Genomic DNA, 15731 nt, shown 5'->3' with positions numbered 1-15731 from the left:
GGATATCCGACGCGCACATGGCGCGCAGCCAGGCCTCCATCTCCGGCGTGGGGGTACTGGTGACATAGGGCACGATGGTGTTGTCAAAGTCCAGCATTAAGAGCTTGATTCCCCTCTGCTCCAGCAATTGGGGTGTCAAATCGGTAATGCTGTCTGCTATTATAGTGGGCAACAGAGAAAAACGCATATCCCGAAACCTACTTTCATAAAATACAGCAGTATTATAGCACAGTCGGAGGGAATTGTCCATGTTTTCTAAGGTATTTCTCGCCCAAACAAGCCGGGAAATGGAGGAATTCCAGCCGGAAAGAACCGCCTATATGGCATGCCACTTCTCACCTTACAGCACAGGTCTTTCCAACACTCCTCAAAAAATCCCGGAAAACAGCATTCTGCTGCTTGATGACAGCACACCGGTTCAAGGACATGACCCGAATGTTGTTGCCGAACAATTGGAGGAGCTGGTAAAGCGATTTTCTGTAAGCGCCGTACTGTTGGATTTTCAAAGAGAGGAAAATGAGGACATATGGGAAATGACTTCCTATATTTTGAAGGCACTGCAGATGAGGTTCCTAAAAATGTAATTTCCATAAAATCACTTAAATTAAATTTTTCAGCTATTCTAAGATAGAATTAACCAGATTAAATAATTCTTTTGTCTTATAATTTATATTTTGTTAATTTACATATATATAATTGATTTAAATATATAAAATATATTAATAGTTTAAAACATATATTATTGTAATTGATATTTGATTTTTTATAATTGTTTTCAATAATTTTGGTGTAAAAATGGATGAAATTATAAGATACATGCTTAGAGAAGATGAAGGTTTTGGAGATATCACTTCAAATGCATTAATTCCAGAAAATAAGATATTTTATGCTAAATTGATTACTAAAGATGATGGAATCCTTGCAGGAATTGAAATCATAAAGGAAATGTTTTTAGAGTATGGCATTGAAATCATCTCATCAAAAAATGACGGGGATGCAATTTCCAAAGGGGACGTTCTTTTAGAGCTTGAAGGAAATGCCCGCAAGATCCTTCTTTTGGAGCGCACTGCACTTAATTTGCTTATGAGGATGTCTGGCGTAGCTACCATAACAAACAGGATAGTCAAAAAGGTTCATGATGTGAACCCTAAAATAAGGGTTGCAGGAACACGTAAGACTGCACCTGCACTTCAAAAGTATGATAAGTTAGCCATTGCCATTGGTGGTGGAGACCCTCACAGATCTGCATTGGATGACATGATTTTGATTAAGGACAATCATATTGCAGTTGTCGGTTCAGTCAAAAAGGCTCTCGAATTGGCTAAAGAGAACAATAGCTTTTCAAAAAAGATTGAAATTGAAGTAGAATCACCTGAAGATGCAATAATTGCCTGTGAAAATGGTGCAGACATTGTAATGTTCGACAATATGTCTCCAGATGAAGCTCAAGATACATTAAATGCTTTAGAGGAAAAGGATTTGAGAAAAGAGGTATTGATTGAGATTTCCGGTGGAATCACTGAAGACAACATATTGGATTATGCTCCATTGGATGTTGACATAATTTCCTTAGGTTCAATAACCCATCAGGCAAGCAGCTTGAATTTCAGTTTGGACATGGATTAGATGTTCAAATTCAGTTTGATTCAATTATTTTTTTTTAAATTTTTGTTTTATTGAATAAAAACATTTTCGGCTTGTGGACTTATGGATAAGTTTATATGCCTTATTGCTTAATGTAAATATAACTTTTAATATGAGGTGAAATCATGGCAAATCTTGAAAAGAATATAGAAGAAAAACTCACTGAAGTATTTAAAGGCGAATTTGAAAAGGAAGATTTTGAATTGAATTATCTTATAACCGATGATGTAATCACTTTCTTCTTCCCAATAGCAGAAGGAAAAGAGCTTTCACTTGATTCCATTGAAAAGATTTCAAGTATAATCGATGCTAGATTTGAAGGTTCCAATATTGTAAACCAAGAATATAGATATGCATTCAATCTTGATCCTTGTGCTGACTAAAATTATTGTTTTTTAAATAAAATTTTATTTTAATTTATTTTTTTATTTATTATTTTATTATTTTAATTTATTTTTTTATTTATTATTTTGATTAAATTTTTATAATTTTTTTTCTTTCCAAAAATTTTTCACTATTTTAAATTTTTAATATTTTTTCGCTATTGTTTCAAGTATAGTATATTATTTCTATTTTTTACAACAATTTTCATTGATTTTTCAATTAATAATTTTTATATTTTTCACATAATTCATAATTTTAAAAAAGGGATTTTTCAATTTTTATAAGCTATCAAAATTATTGACTTTTGCTATAATTATTCATATAGTTGTAGAGTAAACTATATGAAAAAATAATCATAAAATTAAAATAATGCGATACCTTTATATATTCCTTTAAACAAATATATTATTACATCTAGATAAGCAAATGGATTTTTTAGATTTTAAATCAATTTTTATTAAAAAATAAAAATAATTTTTTATCTAAATTTACATTTCACTTGCTTTTCATGATTTATTTAAAATTTAGATAAATTTTATTAATATTAAAATTTTTATTGTAATTCTTATGCTTATGATAAATTTTTATGAACTAATTATTGCATTAGCCAGTTAATAATTCAGTTATAATCAATTATTAATAAAATTTATAATATTTATTATGGAGACGGTATTATGGCTGAAGAAGAAATCAATAATGTTGAAATCGAAGAAGAGGAAGATGAATACTTACCTTTCGCTAAAGCAGAAGTTGTTCGTTTAATGAAACAAAACCTTGATGATGACAAAATGATCAGGGAAAGAGTAAAAGTGGAAATGAACAAGTTCTTAGGAGACATCCTCAAGCAAGTTTGTGAACAACTCAATGAGTACCCATACACAACCATTGAGTACGAAATGCTTAAAGAGTCAACCTATCCATACACTAACATCAAAAGAATCAACCAAGAAAAAGAAAGAATTTTATTACACTTAAACGCTATTAAAGCAGATTGTGATGCATTAGCTATGGATGTACAAAAGACTCTCAAATTAAAAGATGTCGTAGAGGAAGATGAGTTCACTCCATTATCTATGACAAAACAAGAAGAAGATGAAGAAGAAATAGAAGAATAAATCTTCTATCTTTCTTATTTTTTTTATTTTTATTTTAAATTCAATTTTAACTACTTTTTTTTAAATTTTACATTTTTAACTATTTTTGAAGCTTTTTTTAAATATTAAAAGACATAAAAACTTTTTAATATTCTTCTAATCAATTACAGTAAAACCAGTTTTTAGATTTTTAAGCTCATCATCAGTTAAGCTTTCAGTTTTTGCACGAACATCCATGATTTTGCTTTGTCCGAATGGATCTTCTATAAGCAAGAGAGTTTCAAGTTCCCCATCTAAAATCTTGTGCAGGTTTTCAAGAACAATTTTTCCATTTTTTTGAGAAGTCTCATCGGTAAACATATTAAGTGCCCTTTCAGTTGCTTCAATGAATCTTACAACAACCCCTTCAACATTTGAGATGTACCCTTCAGACTTTGGACCAGGTTCAACTTTGATTCCAACTTCAGGTAGTGAAACTGTAGCTGACTGGGATCTGACCACTCTTGAGTCCAAAGATTTTTTGGTAATTATCAAACTATGTTTGGCAGGGTCTTTCTGTTCAGTTGCCAAAACATCATTATGTCTGAATCCACATCTTTCACATTGTATGGTTGATTCAACAACCTCTCCAAAATAAGCAAGTTCATGAGTTTGAGTAGTGTAAGTTGCAGTTCCTTTTCCTCCACATACTGGACAATCCATCTTCATTTCTGCACTTTTTCCAGTTGTCACATCATCTGTGTTCATATTAATTCTCTCCTTTATTAATTTTCATACTTGTGCAATAGCTATTGATAATTATTAAGTCTAAATAGTATAATTTGGATAGTTGATATTAACTATCTATTTTAGATTTCATTGATTAGATATAGTTAACTATATTTTAAAAACTAATTAATTTTCAATATTTTTTAATTTTCTATAATATTTTTATTTTTTTAATATTTATAATTTTTAATGAATTTTACTTAAATTAGTATCCTAATGAAAATCTATCAAAAATATTAATTTAATAATTTTTATGCTAATATTTATTAATAATAATAAATATATAAATACACTAGGATAAATTCTATAATGTTGGATATTGTATTATTTATTGCATTAGTATTTAATATATTTTATTTGAAAAATTCAATGTTTAACAATTTATCATTTTATATTTTTATCAAAATTACACAATTTTTAAAAGAGGAGTGATTACTTGTATTCTATAAATTCTGTTGAAGATCTTCAAGAATTAAATCCTTATATTATTGTAGGATGTGGAGGTGGAGGAGAAAAGTTCTCTAACCTTGAAGGGATTGAAACAGTAGGATTCCTTGATGATAACCCTGCAAAACAAGGAAAACCTTTCTGTGGTCTTGAAGTGGCATCAAACTTATCAGATTTATTTGAATCTACTGAAGCAAATACTGTAGCAATCATGTTGCCTATTGGAGCTGAAGGAACCGCTTTGAAATATGCAGTTCAAGCATTGGCAAATGGTAAGAATGCAGTTGTTTCATTTAGATCTTTATCTTTATCTGAAAATGAATCTTTATTAAAACTTGCTGAACAAAATGATGTTTGCATTAAAGAGATTAGTCCAAGATTGGATGTTGTACGTAAAATTTGCGGTGTAGCACCTGAAAAATGCTGTGAAGTATTGCCTAAGATTTCATACGAAGCAAAGGCACCTGTTATTTTTGTTGGAGGTACTTCCCAGGAATGTGGTAAGAGAACCACTACCAAATCCTTAGGAATTGAAGCTATGAAAAGAGGAATGAAAGCTTCAATCATTTCCACTGATGAAATGGGATTGGAACAGCCTACTGCATTTAACTTCAGAGCAGGAAGCTTATCTGCAATGGACATTCCTTCCGCTATCTTAAGTTCAATCAAGTATGTTGAGGAAAATGACCAACCGGATATTATCTTTATCGAAGGGCAATCAAGCTTAACTGAAGATGGAAACCCTCACCCAAGAGGATTGTCTGCATGTATCCTAATCGGTGCAGATCCAGATGCAGTTGTCGTAGGTCACAGACCAAACCACCCATACCGTGAACCAAGAGGCATCGATTATGAGGTAAAAGCTATTGAAGCTGTTGTACCTACCACTAAAGTTGTCGGTTTATCAATCAATCTTAGAAATGCTGATGAAGACATGACTTTAGAAAGCTTTGAAGAGAAATATGGCTTGCCTGCAGCAGATATGTATTCTGGTGGAGCAGCTAAGATATTAGATGCAATTTTAGAATATTTAGATAAAAACTAATTGATTTTTATTTATTTTATTTATTTATTCTATTACTTTTTTTATTATTTTTTTAAATCTTTTTAGAATTCTATTTTTTAAATACATTTTTCATAAAAAAATAATAACTTTTATAACTATAAAAAAATATATACTTTAATGTAACAAAGTTTAATTTATTAAACTTTTAAATTAATAAACAAATTTTTTATAAAATATTATAAAATTTTTAAAATTTTTTTAAATTTATTTAAAATTAATTTAATCATTTTATTTATCGAATTTAAGGGAAGATCAAAATGAGTTTTACTGATAACTTAAAGAAAAGCCTTGGTTTTGAAGAAGATGACTTTGGCAGTGCATACGGAATTGGCGATTACGGAGAAGATGAATTTTTTGAAGAGGAATTCACTAGCATTTCTCCAGAACAAACTTTTTATGAAATCGTTTTAATCAGACCAAAATCCGTTGATGATATGGATTACATCTTTGACCAAATCGTTGAAGAAAACAACCCTGTAATTCTTGATTTAAAATTCCTTGAAAAACAAAGTGAAAAAGATTTCAGGCAAGCAGGAGAAATCTTAAAGCTTTTAAGACACCAATATGGTGCAGAAGCAATCTTGCTTTCACAATCTGAAGACAAAAACCTAATTATTGTAACTCCATCCAGAGTTAAATTAGTTAGAAAAGATTAATTAACAATGCTCATATTGTTTTTCCTATTCTTTTCTTTTTCTATTTTTTTAATTTTTACAACTATTTTAAATTCTTTTTTTATAATTTTTATCAATTATTTAATTTTTTTAATTTATTATTTTCAATTTAACTTATATGGTGGTATCATGAGTCATGTGGAAAGATCAGTGGAATTATTCGGATTGAAATTCAATTGTGCACAGTCTGTTTTTGCAAGCTTTTCTAAAGAATTGGGGCTTGATGAAAAACAGGCACTTAAAATTGGTGGTTGTTTTGGAAGCGGCATGCGTAAAGGTGAAGTCTGTGGAGCATGCACTGGTGCATTAATGGCTTTAGGTTTGAAGTATGGTCAAAGCGAAGTTGGTGATAGGGATAGCAAACTAAAGTCTGATGATGTTTGCGTTAAATTCTTAGAGGAATTTGAATCAGAAAACGGTTCTTATATCTGCAATGAATTATTAGGCTGTGACATAAGAACTAAAGAAGGAGTTGAATATGCGGTGGAAAATAAGCTTTTCACTGAGTTCTGTCCTAAAATGGTTGAATCCGCTACATTGATTGTGGAAAAACTAATTAAGGAATAATTTTTTAATTATTCCCTTTATTTAATATTGAAGAACTTTTTAGCATTTTCAAATGCTACCTTATCTATCCCTTTTTTATCGTATCCTAATTTTTTCAGTGTTCTCACGGTTTTTGGAACAGAAAGTGGATCAGATGGCTTATTGCTTATATCACTATTCAATAGGAATTTATCAAAGCCGTATTTGTCCAATATTTCAATTGCCTCTTCAACCTCCATCTTTTGAGGCTGTACAGTCAATCCTATGGTGAACTCCTCATCAATCACCTCTTCTATGGTATTGAGGTTTATGTGATCGATTACAACAAGCTTTGGATTGATGTTTTCAAGCACTATTTCCTTTATGTCCTTCAGGACTTCAAGCTTGTTTTTTCTTGGTGTATGAATGATAACTTTTGATTCTGTTCTTTCTGCCAATTCCAATTGTTTTTTAAAGACTTCCTTTTCCAAATCAGTGTTTTCATCCAATCCTATTTCTCCAATAGCTATTATGTCATTGTTTTCTATCCAAGTCTCTAATGCTTCAAATATGATTTGATTATTTTCTAATGCATTAGCTGGATGAATTCCCAATGCAACCTTTAGGTCAAGGCCATATTCTCCTGCCCTTCTTGGCTCAAAGTTTAGGATTCTATTCAAGTGGTTTAAAAGTATTTTAGGGTCATTATCAATTTTATATGGGTAGTATGAGCAGGTAATTGCGGTGTCTATTCCGCTAATGAACATCTTTTCAAAGTCTTCACTGCTTCTTGAATCAGCATGCATATGTGTATCAATCATATTTTCACCATGTTTTCTTAATCTATTGGAATTTCACAATTAGAATGTCTTTTGCAGTATATTAGAAAAATCTCTTTCTAATTATTATTTGATTTGTTTTATATATTATTTTTTTCTAAAATTCATTTAGATTCAGTTTTTTATAAAAATTTAACAGTTTGACATCAATATTGATTTCATCTTGTTATTGTTGTTCATGTTTTTCTAGCATGTTTATATATATGTTTATGAAAATTATTAATTGAGTTAATTATCCGTTAACAGATAATATGATTAAATTTTTAACTTTCAATTAGGTTATTTATTTGGTCGTGGGGTGTTTTGAGTTGGGGATTAAATTTTTGTTTTTTGGGTTCTTGTTCTTTTTTGGTTAGTTTTATTGGATTATAAGTGATTTAAATTTTATTAAAAATTAAGTTAATGTTTAGTTTATCAATTGATTTGATAATCTAAAAATGGTGGTAATATGTATTATTTCTCAGTAGTTGGAGAAGAGTTGAAATTTTTAAATAATTCAGATATTAGATTAAAAGTCTTAGTGGATTTAGTGGATGGGCCTTTGAAAATAAGGGATATAAATAGGAAGTCTTTGTTGAGCTACAGCTCAATTTCAAGTAATATTCATAAGTTGTGTGATGAGGGATATGTTGAGAAAATCCATAACAGCTTTCAATTGACAAATCTAGGATTGATTTACATCACACTACTAATGGATTTCAGGGATGTGATTTCAACAATTACCAATAATTCTGATTTTTGGCTAGATCATGACATAAGTTCATTAACAATAGATGATTTAAATAAGCTCTCCTCTTTGGAAGGCTCTGAATTGATTAGATGCAATTCAATGGATATCTACAAGACACACAAGGAGTTCAAGCGCTTATTCAAAAATTCTAAACAATTAAAGGTAATATTTCCTTACCTCCATCCGGAATATCCTAAATTAATCAGAAGATTGGTTTTAAAAGGAATCTCTGTTGAATTGATAGTTTCTAGAGACATATTGGATGGCTTTATAAGGGATATTGGAAACGATGTTGTTAAAAAAGGGATTTATGAAGGCAATTTTTCAATAAAATACCTAAATGATGATATTAAAATAGCTCTTGCGATTTCAAATGAATTCATTACAGTTGGATTGTTTAAGTTAGATGGAACTTATGACCAAAACAGATTATTGTTGTCCAATAGGAAAAAGGCAATTAGTTGGGGATTGACTATTTTTGATTCATATGATGAAAGTGCATTGACTTTGGTTTTGGATTGATTTTTTAGGTGATTTGATGTTTAATGAAGATGATTCAATAAATAGATCTGATGATTTCATAACCGTTCGCTTTTTATTGGCTTCTAAAATGAGGCCTTTGCTTTTGTTATTGTTATCAGATATGGAGTATGATTTAAATGCCTTTAGGGAGGAATTGGATAAGCCTTCAGCCTCAATATTGCATGGATTGAAGGAATTGGAACGCATCAACCTGATAAAAAAGAATTTCAAAAGGTATTCATTATCATCTAAAGGTGTCTTATGCTCTGCAAGCTTGAAAAAGCTTTTTATGGATTTGTATATTTTCGAAATGAATAGGGATTTCTGGCTCAATCATTCAATTGAATCAATTCCAAGGGATTCCTTTAGAAACACCTACTTGCTGAAGGATTCTGTTTTTGTGGAATCTGATGAGCATAACCTGTCAAAGTCATTCACAAAGTATCTGGAGTTATTAAGTAATTGCGGAAATATGGAAATAATTCTTCCTATATTCCTGGAAGAACATTTGGAGATAATTTTGGAAAATTTGGAAAATGGAGACAATTTGCTTTTGATAACAAATGATGAGGTTTTATCTTCCTTAAGGAACTCTAAGTATTATGGTGATTTGGCTGATTTTTCTAAAAAGGGCCAAGTGATCATTAGAAAGGTGGATTATGACTTAAAGGTGTTCTTGACAATCTGTGATGAATTCATGTCCTTGAGTCTTTTCTTTAAGGATGGGCTTTTTGACAATTCCTGCTTTATTCTCAATGAACATTCTGATGGTATAAAGTGGGCTAAGGCATTGTTTGAAAAGTTTTTTGAAAAGTCCGTTAGGGTGATTTAAGGTTTAAAAGGCTAAAAAATAGTTTAGTAGTTAGATTATTATTTTTAAAATGTAAAAAAAGTTAAAAAAATACTAATATTTAAAAATAATTAAAAAAAGTTTTAAAAATTTAAAAAAGTTTATTGAAGTTTTGCTTCAATAACTTCTTTTAAATCTTCTATTTGCACTCTTTCCTGTTCTTCAGTGTCCCTATCTCTTATTGTTACAGTATTGTCCTCTTTTGTGTCAAAGTCTACTGTAATAGCTATTGGAACACCTACTTCATCTGCACGAGCATATCTTTTTCCGATTGTTCCTGAAGTGTCGTTGTCTACAGTGAAACCAGCTTCACGAAGTTTATGTGTGATGTCAATTGCTATTTCACCGAGCCCTTCCTTGTTCATCAATGGGAAGACACTAACTTGAATTGGTGCAATTTCCTTTGCAAACTTGAAGTATTCCTTTTCAAATCCGTCTTCTTCAGTCTTGAATGAATGCAATAATGTGCAGTAAAGAATACGGTCAATACCGAATGAAGGTTCGATTACGTGAGGAATGATTCTTTCCCCTTTAACTTCCTCTTCAACGTCTTCAAAGATCAAGTGATCTTTGAGAATCTCGAATGTGTTGTCAAGTTCAAGGATGAATTTTCCTTCACTTTCGATTTGTTCTTTAAGTGCTAAAACTTCATCATCTGATAAGTTTTCAATGTAAGTCTTGATTTTTGGAGAATCTCCCTTGAATGCAGGTCCGAATAGCTTTAAGTTAGGCTTTACGATGGTTTTTGAAACGAGTTTAGGTTCATCGTATTCCATGTAAATGCTTAATTCCTCATTACTGAACTGGCTGTGTGCAGTTAGGTCATAGTTTCCTCTATCTGCAATACCGATGATTTCAACCCAACCGTATTGGTCAGTCAAGCATTCAACGTCCCAGCAGTCTAATGCATAGTGAGCCATTTCTCCAGGCAAGTGTTGTCTGAATCTCAATACTTCATCAGGAATGCCTAATTCCTTAAGGAATTTTCTTGCAAGATACAATTGGTAAATCAATGTTTCAGAAGATACGACTCCTTGGTCTAAAGCTTCTTGAGCAGTGATTTCCAAGGTTTCCTTATCATTCATTTGAACATCTTGAGAGGATAAGTATAATATTTCATCAGCTATTTGCTTAAATTTTGGATGGGTCTTGTCTTCAGGGTCTAGGAATATTTCCGCTTCAGCTTGAGTGAATTCTCTTAGACGAATGACACCTTGTCTTGGAGAGATTTCATTTCTGTATGCTTTTCCAAGTTGCACAGCACCGAATGGGAGCTTGTTTTTAAAGAATCTGGATAATCTTTTGAATAGGATGAAAATTCCTTGAGCTGTTTCAGGTCTCATGTATCCTACTTTGTCGCCTTTTGCCCCGATTTCAGTCTTGAACATCAAGTTGTAGTTCCAGATGTTTGCCAAGTCTCCGCCACAGCTTGGACATTTGATGTTGTTTTCCTTTACGATTTCATCCATTTCGCTGTTTTCCAAGCTTTCCACATCTTCGCCGATTGCCTCTTCAATGATGTGGTCTGCCCTGAACACTTCACCGCAAGAGAGACATTTGGTCATAGGATCTGTAAAGTTGTCAACGTGTCCAGATGCTTTCAACACTTCCTTAGGCATTACAGTTGGCCCTTCAATTTCGTGGAAACCTTCTCCTGCAATGTATTGCTTTCTCCACTTTTGCATGATGTTATTCTTTAAGCTTGCTCCAAGAGGTCCGTAATCAGTAAATCCTGACACTCCTGAGTAAATCTCAAAAGATGGCCATAAGAAACCTCTTTTACGTGCAATATTAAACATTTTTTCATGATTCATTAATATTTCTCCATAAGTAAAATAATTTTTTAAATTAATTAGAATATTTAATTAGATATTTTGAAATAAGTTATTATAATCAAATAATTTAACTTAATAATTTAACATTTTAATTTTTCTATTTAATTATTATTATAAGTTTTTATAAAATTAGATTACAAAATTGTAAAAAATAAGTTAAATTAAAAAAAGTAAATTAAAGTTAATTAGTCAATTATTTTTTATAATCAACTAATTCTCCGATTCTATTTACCACAGAATCAATGGATTTTTGGCTGTAATTCAATTCAATTGCATCATATTTGCATGTTTGAACGCAGTGTCCACAGCCAACACATTTGTCTTGATCAATTGTTATCTTGCCGTCTTCAAGATAAATTGCATTTCCAAAGCAAATGTCATCACCTAAACATCTTCTGCACATCTTACAGTTTTCATTAACTGTATGCACTTCAACGTCTTCAAGTCTTTTGACCTTATTGCTGATTTCATCATCTAGATCTGGAAGAACTTTCCATAGACAACAGCAAGGACAGCAATGGCAAATTGTCAAGAGTTCTTCTTTAGGCCTTACATTCATCCAAACGCTATCTATCTTGTTTCTGCCGATAACATGGCTTAATCCTAGTTCATCTGCCTTGTCAACATGTTCTAATGCCTCTTCAACAGTAGCACTTCTACCGTATTTTGAAGCTATCTTTCGGCTTGCAGGGCCAATGAAAATACAACCGAAGTCCTGCGGATAATCTTGACAGTTTGCAGAAGATCTGCAGAGGCATTTGTGCATGATAACGATATCTTCAGCTTCCTTAATCACTTCCTTAATGATTTGGCTTGGGACGAACTCTGAATCATCTTTCTGGAAGCTTTGATTGATCTCAATGTTTGTTGTAATTGTCTTTTTTATTGACTTCTTATTTGGAAGGACATAAACCTCATCGTCTTCGAATAGGATCTTATCGATGATTTTTTTAGCTATTCTTGATTTTCTGGTTAATCTGGAAAGGAAAAATCTTGTGTGAAAAGCGTGTTTAACAAAAGTTGTAGTCACATCTTCATAATATCCTTTTCGTCTATCTTTATCGTCCATAGTTTAGTCCCTTGAATTTTTTATTTATATAAGTCTAATATAGATATAATCTTATTTATATTTAAATATTTTTTGATAAGTTTTTCAAGAAAAAAGTTTCTTTAATTATTCATCATTATTTTCATCTTCTATCTTTTTATTCAATCGTCTTAAAATGCCTTTTAATGTATGTGCTTCTCTTCCAGTAATGAACGCCCTATTGATGATATTCTTGAACACTTTCAATCCGTTTTTCTTTTTATGGTCTGGAATGGATAGTGTGCCGATTAGCTTTTCCATATCACTTAGCAAGTATTCCTTTTCAAGTGCAGTGCTTTCTTCCAATCCTTCAACGGGATAGTTGTTTCTGTTTTTAAAGACTTCATAGAGAATGACTGCTGCTGCATGTGAAATGTTCATGATGGGATAGCTTGGGTCAGTTGGAATGCTTACAGTAATATCGCACATTTCTATTTCTGCATTTGTTAAACCGTTTCCTTCCCTTCCAAAAAGGATAGCGATCTTATCATTGTAGTTCATTGATTTTCCAAGCTCTTCAGGCTTTATTGGAATCCTTGAAAGGTTATAGCTTCCACCCGGAGCTCCAGTTGAACCGACTATGAAATCGATGTCATTGTCCTTTACAAAGTCTTCAACTGTATCATAAACCAATGCATTTTCAACGGTTTCCCTTGCATGCATTGCCTGATAATAAGCCTCATCCTTAAGGGTGCATGGGTTGATTAGAACCAGTTTATGAAGTCCGAAGTTACCCATTGTCCTTGCTAAAAATCCAACATTTCCAGGAGATTCGCATTCTACAAAAACAACATAGATGTTTTCCTTAAGTCTGATAGTCTCTTCATCTTCAACTATCTCCTTAACCTTGCCTCTATCGCTTGATTTGTTTTTGTTTTTCATGTTATCTCTGTTATTGGTTCTTCATTCACCATAAGCCATTTTAAGTAATTGAATAAGATTTAATATTTTTATGTTTTCAAGACCGATTTCATTTAATCCGTCTTGTATGTTGATTTGACAGAATGGGCAGATTGTAGTCACATAATCTGCACCGGTTTTTTTAACCATCTCTGCTTTGTCCTTAGCAAGCCCTAAAGCAATTTCAGGTTTTCCGGATTTGATTCCTCCACCTGCACCACAGCATTGGTTAGGAAGTTCAAGCTCTTCAAATTCAACTCCAGGAATCATTTCAATAATCTTTCTTGGCTCTTCTCTGATTCCTTGTCCTCTTGATAAATGGCATGGATCATGCCAGGTCACTTTGGTATTCAATTCTTTCATTTTGCTTGTATCAAGCTTGTCAATTAGGAACTCACTGATATCCTGTACATTAAGCTCGGAACCATATTTCGGATGGTCATTTTTAAGGGTTGCTCCACAACCTGCACAGATAGTGATTACCTTATCGTAATCCTTGAAGATTTCCTTGTTTTTGTCTACAAGCTCTTGAACTACGTCAACTTGACCTGTTCTTAAAAGAGGGGAACCGCAACATACTTGTCCTTCTGGAATGTCTATCTCGATGTTATTTGCCTTCAATACATCAAGTAGTGCATATCCTACCTCTTGGGCTCTGTAATCCACCATACATCCTGTGAATAATGCAACTTTTTCCTTATCTTCATTATCATCAGTATAATATTTGCCTTCTTCATCCCATTTCTTATGGATTGTTTCAATGAATGGCTCTTCAGGTTTGCTTACACTTCTTCCGCTTGCTACAACATTGTCCTTGAAGACCTTATGGGCATCAAGAGGTCCAAGATTTCCTGCATAAGCCATTGCTCTGAGTTTTTCGATTGCATCCCCAAAGCTGTTGATGTTTTTAGGACAGATTTCCCCACATTTTCCACAGCTTGTACAGGAATACATTCCGCTGTCAAGAGCTTCTATCAATCTGTCATATTCATCTCTTGGATCAAAGTCAAACTTGGAGATGTATCTTAAGTAGTAAGGTCCGAGGAATTCTTCATTGAAGTGCTTTACCACAGGGCAACTGGATAAACAGGTATAACATTCAATGCAGCTTCTAACCTTTTTGGTATCCTTGATGTCTTCAGGCTTAAGCTTTTCATGGGAAGTTTCGCTGTCACAATCCAAGCTTAACTGCAATTGCTTTACCTTTTCATCAGCAGAACTTCTATCCACAATCAAATCCTTTATGACTGGGAAGTCTAATGGTTCAATTAATACATTATCGTTAATTTCTGCCTTACATGCAAGTGCACCGTTTCCGTTGATTTTCACTCCGCATGAACCGCATTGTCCTGCAAGGCATGAGCTTCTAAAGCTGATATCAGCATCATATTTTCTGTTGATTTCTTCCAATGCATCAAGCACTTTCATTCCAGGATATTCTTCAATTTCATAAGATTCAATATGAGGTTCCTCATCAGTCTCCTTGTTGAATCTTTTTACATAAACGGTTATCATAGCAATCCCTTTTTTAAAACTATCAAATAATTATTTTGTCAATATGATTTTTAAATTGATTTTATATTTTTCCTTTAAATTACATTTATTTATTTTATATAATATAATAATAAATCACTTTATATATTTTTATTTGCTTTATTATAAAGTTTAGTGTTTTTTAATTACAACAATTCTTCTTAGCAATCGCTTTAAAATTTCCTTAAAAATGCTATGTATTAAATATGTAAAGAAACTAATATTTTATTATGATAATTTATGAGATTTTATAATTTTATGAAATCTCAGAATTCTAATTATTATCTAATACTTACAATTATTATAAAAATTTTAGAGATTAATCGAAATCTCGTGTGTGGTGAATTTATATGGCTTATGATCAATTAGTAACTAGTGAAAAAGGAGATAAGCTTTTCCTTTTAGGTAATGAAGCTGCTGTTAGGGGAGCTATTGAAGCTGGCGTATCAGTTGCAGCAACTTACCCTGGAACTCCTTCTTCTGAAATAGGTAACATATTATCAGTTGTTGCTAAAAATGCAGAGATGTACTTTGAATTTTCTGCAAACGAAAAGGTAGCTATGGAAGTGGCAGCCACTGCAGCTGCAAGTGGCCTTAGGTCATTCACTTTCATGAAACATGTAGGTTTGAATGTAGCTGCCGATTCATTCATGACTACTGCTTATTCTGGTGTTAAGGGAGGAATGATTGTTCTTGTAGCAGATGACCCTTCACTTTTTTCTTCTCAGAATGAACAGGATACAAGAAACTATTCAAGATTATCCTCTGTCCCAATTTTAGAACCATCTTCTCCTCAAGAGATAAAGGATATGATGGTTTACGGATTTGACTTA

Annotated in this window: 15 protein-coding genes and 1 pseudogene; 10 read left to right on the top strand and 6 right to left on the bottom strand. The window is 32.1% G+C overall.

Features of this window, described 5'->3' with window-relative positions; genetic code table 11:
- The first annotated feature begins 248 nt into the window (after positions 1 to 248).
- From Q0409_RS10240 to Q0409_RS10225, 4 genes are all read left to right on the top strand, one after another.
- Complete coding sequence (locus Q0409_RS10240; RefSeq protein WP_298537881.1) at positions 249 to 584, top strand: hypothetical protein; 336 nt, start codon at positions 249 to 251, stop codon at positions 582 to 584.
- A 211-nt stretch (positions 585 to 795) separates the two neighbouring features.
- Positions 796 to 1626 carry a carboxylating nicotinate-nucleotide diphosphorylase gene (gene nadC / locus Q0409_RS10235; protein WP_298537878.1) on the top strand — a complete coding sequence of 277 codons (831 nt, stop codon included), beginning with the start codon at positions 796 to 798 and terminating at the stop codon, positions 1624 to 1626.
- 143 nt (positions 1627 to 1769) lie between these two features.
- Entirely contained in the window at positions 1770 to 2027 is a 258-nt protein-coding gene (locus Q0409_RS10230; RefSeq protein ID WP_298537875.1) for a hypothetical protein, read from the top strand.
- A gap of 675 nt (positions 2028 to 2702) precedes the next feature.
- Positions 2703 to 3143, top strand: a complete 441-nt coding sequence (locus Q0409_RS10225) for a hypothetical protein (protein ID WP_298537872.1) — start codon at positions 2703 to 2705, stop codon at positions 3141 to 3143.
- A gap of 135 nt (positions 3144 to 3278) precedes the next feature.
- On the opposite strand, the gene Q0409_RS10220 is transcribed toward Q0409_RS10225, so the two are convergent.
- Positions 3279 to 3869 carry a ZPR1 zinc finger domain-containing protein gene (locus Q0409_RS10220; RefSeq protein WP_298537869.1) on the bottom strand — a complete coding sequence of 197 codons (591 nt, stop codon included), beginning with the start codon at positions 3867 to 3869 and terminating at the stop codon, positions 3279 to 3281.
- A gap of 457 nt (positions 3870 to 4326) precedes the next feature.
- Here Q0409_RS10220 and Q0409_RS10215 point away from each other — a divergent pair, with 457 nt between their 5' ends.
- The 3 genes from Q0409_RS10215 (at position 4327) to Q0409_RS10205 (ending at position 6644) form a co-directional block, all read left to right on the top strand.
- On the top strand, positions 4327 to 5382 hold the full coding sequence (locus tag Q0409_RS10215; RefSeq protein ID WP_298537866.1) for a DUF1611 domain-containing protein: 1056 nt from the start codon (positions 4327 to 4329) through the stop codon (positions 5380 to 5382).
- Between the two features lie 278 nt (positions 5383 to 5660).
- Entirely contained in the window at positions 5661 to 6059 is a 399-nt protein-coding gene (sepF, locus tag Q0409_RS10210) for a cell division protein SepF (protein ID WP_298537863.1), read from the top strand.
- A 147-nt stretch (positions 6060 to 6206) separates the two neighbouring features.
- Positions 6207 to 6644: a C-GCAxxG-C-C family protein gene (locus Q0409_RS10205; protein WP_298537861.1), complete on the top strand. Its 438-nt coding sequence runs from the start codon at positions 6207 to 6209 to the stop codon at positions 6642 to 6644.
- Between the two features lie 17 nt (positions 6645 to 6661).
- Here the strand turns inward: Q0409_RS10205 and Q0409_RS10200 are convergent, their stop codons facing one another.
- Positions 6662 to 7423 (bottom strand): TatD family hydrolase, encoded by a 762-nt coding sequence (locus Q0409_RS10200; protein ID WP_298537858.1) that lies wholly within the window; start codon positions 7421 to 7423, stop codon positions 6662 to 6664.
- 466 nt (positions 7424 to 7889) lie between these two features.
- Here Q0409_RS10200 and Q0409_RS10195 point away from each other — a divergent pair, with 466 nt between their 5' ends.
- Positions 7890 to 8693 (top strand): winged helix-turn-helix domain-containing protein, encoded by an 804-nt coding sequence (locus Q0409_RS10195; RefSeq protein WP_298537856.1) that lies wholly within the window; start codon positions 7890 to 7892, stop codon positions 8691 to 8693.
- Between the two features lie 16 nt (positions 8694 to 8709).
- Positions 8710 to 9525: a winged helix-turn-helix domain-containing protein gene (locus Q0409_RS10190; protein WP_298537853.1), complete on the top strand. Its 816-nt coding sequence runs from the start codon at positions 8710 to 8712 to the stop codon at positions 9523 to 9525.
- Positions 9526 to 9644: 119 nt separating this feature from the next.
- Here the strand turns inward: Q0409_RS10190 and glyS are convergent, their stop codons facing one another.
- The 4 genes from glyS to tfrB form a co-directional block, all read right to left on the bottom strand.
- The gene (gene glyS / locus Q0409_RS10185; RefSeq protein WP_298537851.1) at positions 9645 to 11357 is read right to left on the bottom strand and encodes a glycine--tRNA ligase; all 1713 of its coding nucleotides are present in this window, start codon (positions 11355 to 11357) and stop codon (positions 9645 to 9647) included.
- 214 nt (positions 11358 to 11571) lie between these two features.
- A complete protein-coding gene (locus Q0409_RS10180) occupies positions 11572 to 12447 on the bottom strand; it encodes a DUF362 domain-containing protein (RefSeq protein ID WP_298537847.1) in 876 nt (291 codons plus the stop codon).
- A 105-nt stretch (positions 12448 to 12552) separates the two neighbouring features.
- Positions 12553 to 13347, bottom strand: a complete 795-nt coding sequence (locus Q0409_RS10175; protein WP_298537845.1) for a TrmJ/YjtD family RNA methyltransferase — start codon at positions 13345 to 13347, stop codon at positions 12553 to 12555.
- Between the two features lie 21 nt (positions 13348 to 13368).
- Entirely contained in the window at positions 13369 to 14880 is a 1512-nt protein-coding gene (tfrB, locus tag Q0409_RS10170) for a fumarate reductase (CoM/CoB) subunit TfrB (protein ID WP_298537842.1), read from the bottom strand.
- A gap of 368 nt (positions 14881 to 15248) precedes the next feature.
- Between tfrB and Q0409_RS10165 the strand changes: the two are divergent.
- Positions 15249 to 15731 (top strand): annotated as a pseudogene (locus Q0409_RS10165) (indolepyruvate ferredoxin oxidoreductase subunit alpha); the annotation flags it as partial.

Source organism: uncultured Methanobrevibacter sp. (assembly GCF_937898925.1).
GTDB lineage: Archaea > Methanobacteriota > Methanobacteria > Methanobacteriales > Methanobacteriaceae > Methanobrevibacter.
Note: the sequence above shows the minus strand (reverse complement) of the source record. Positions and strands in the feature narration are given on the sequence as shown.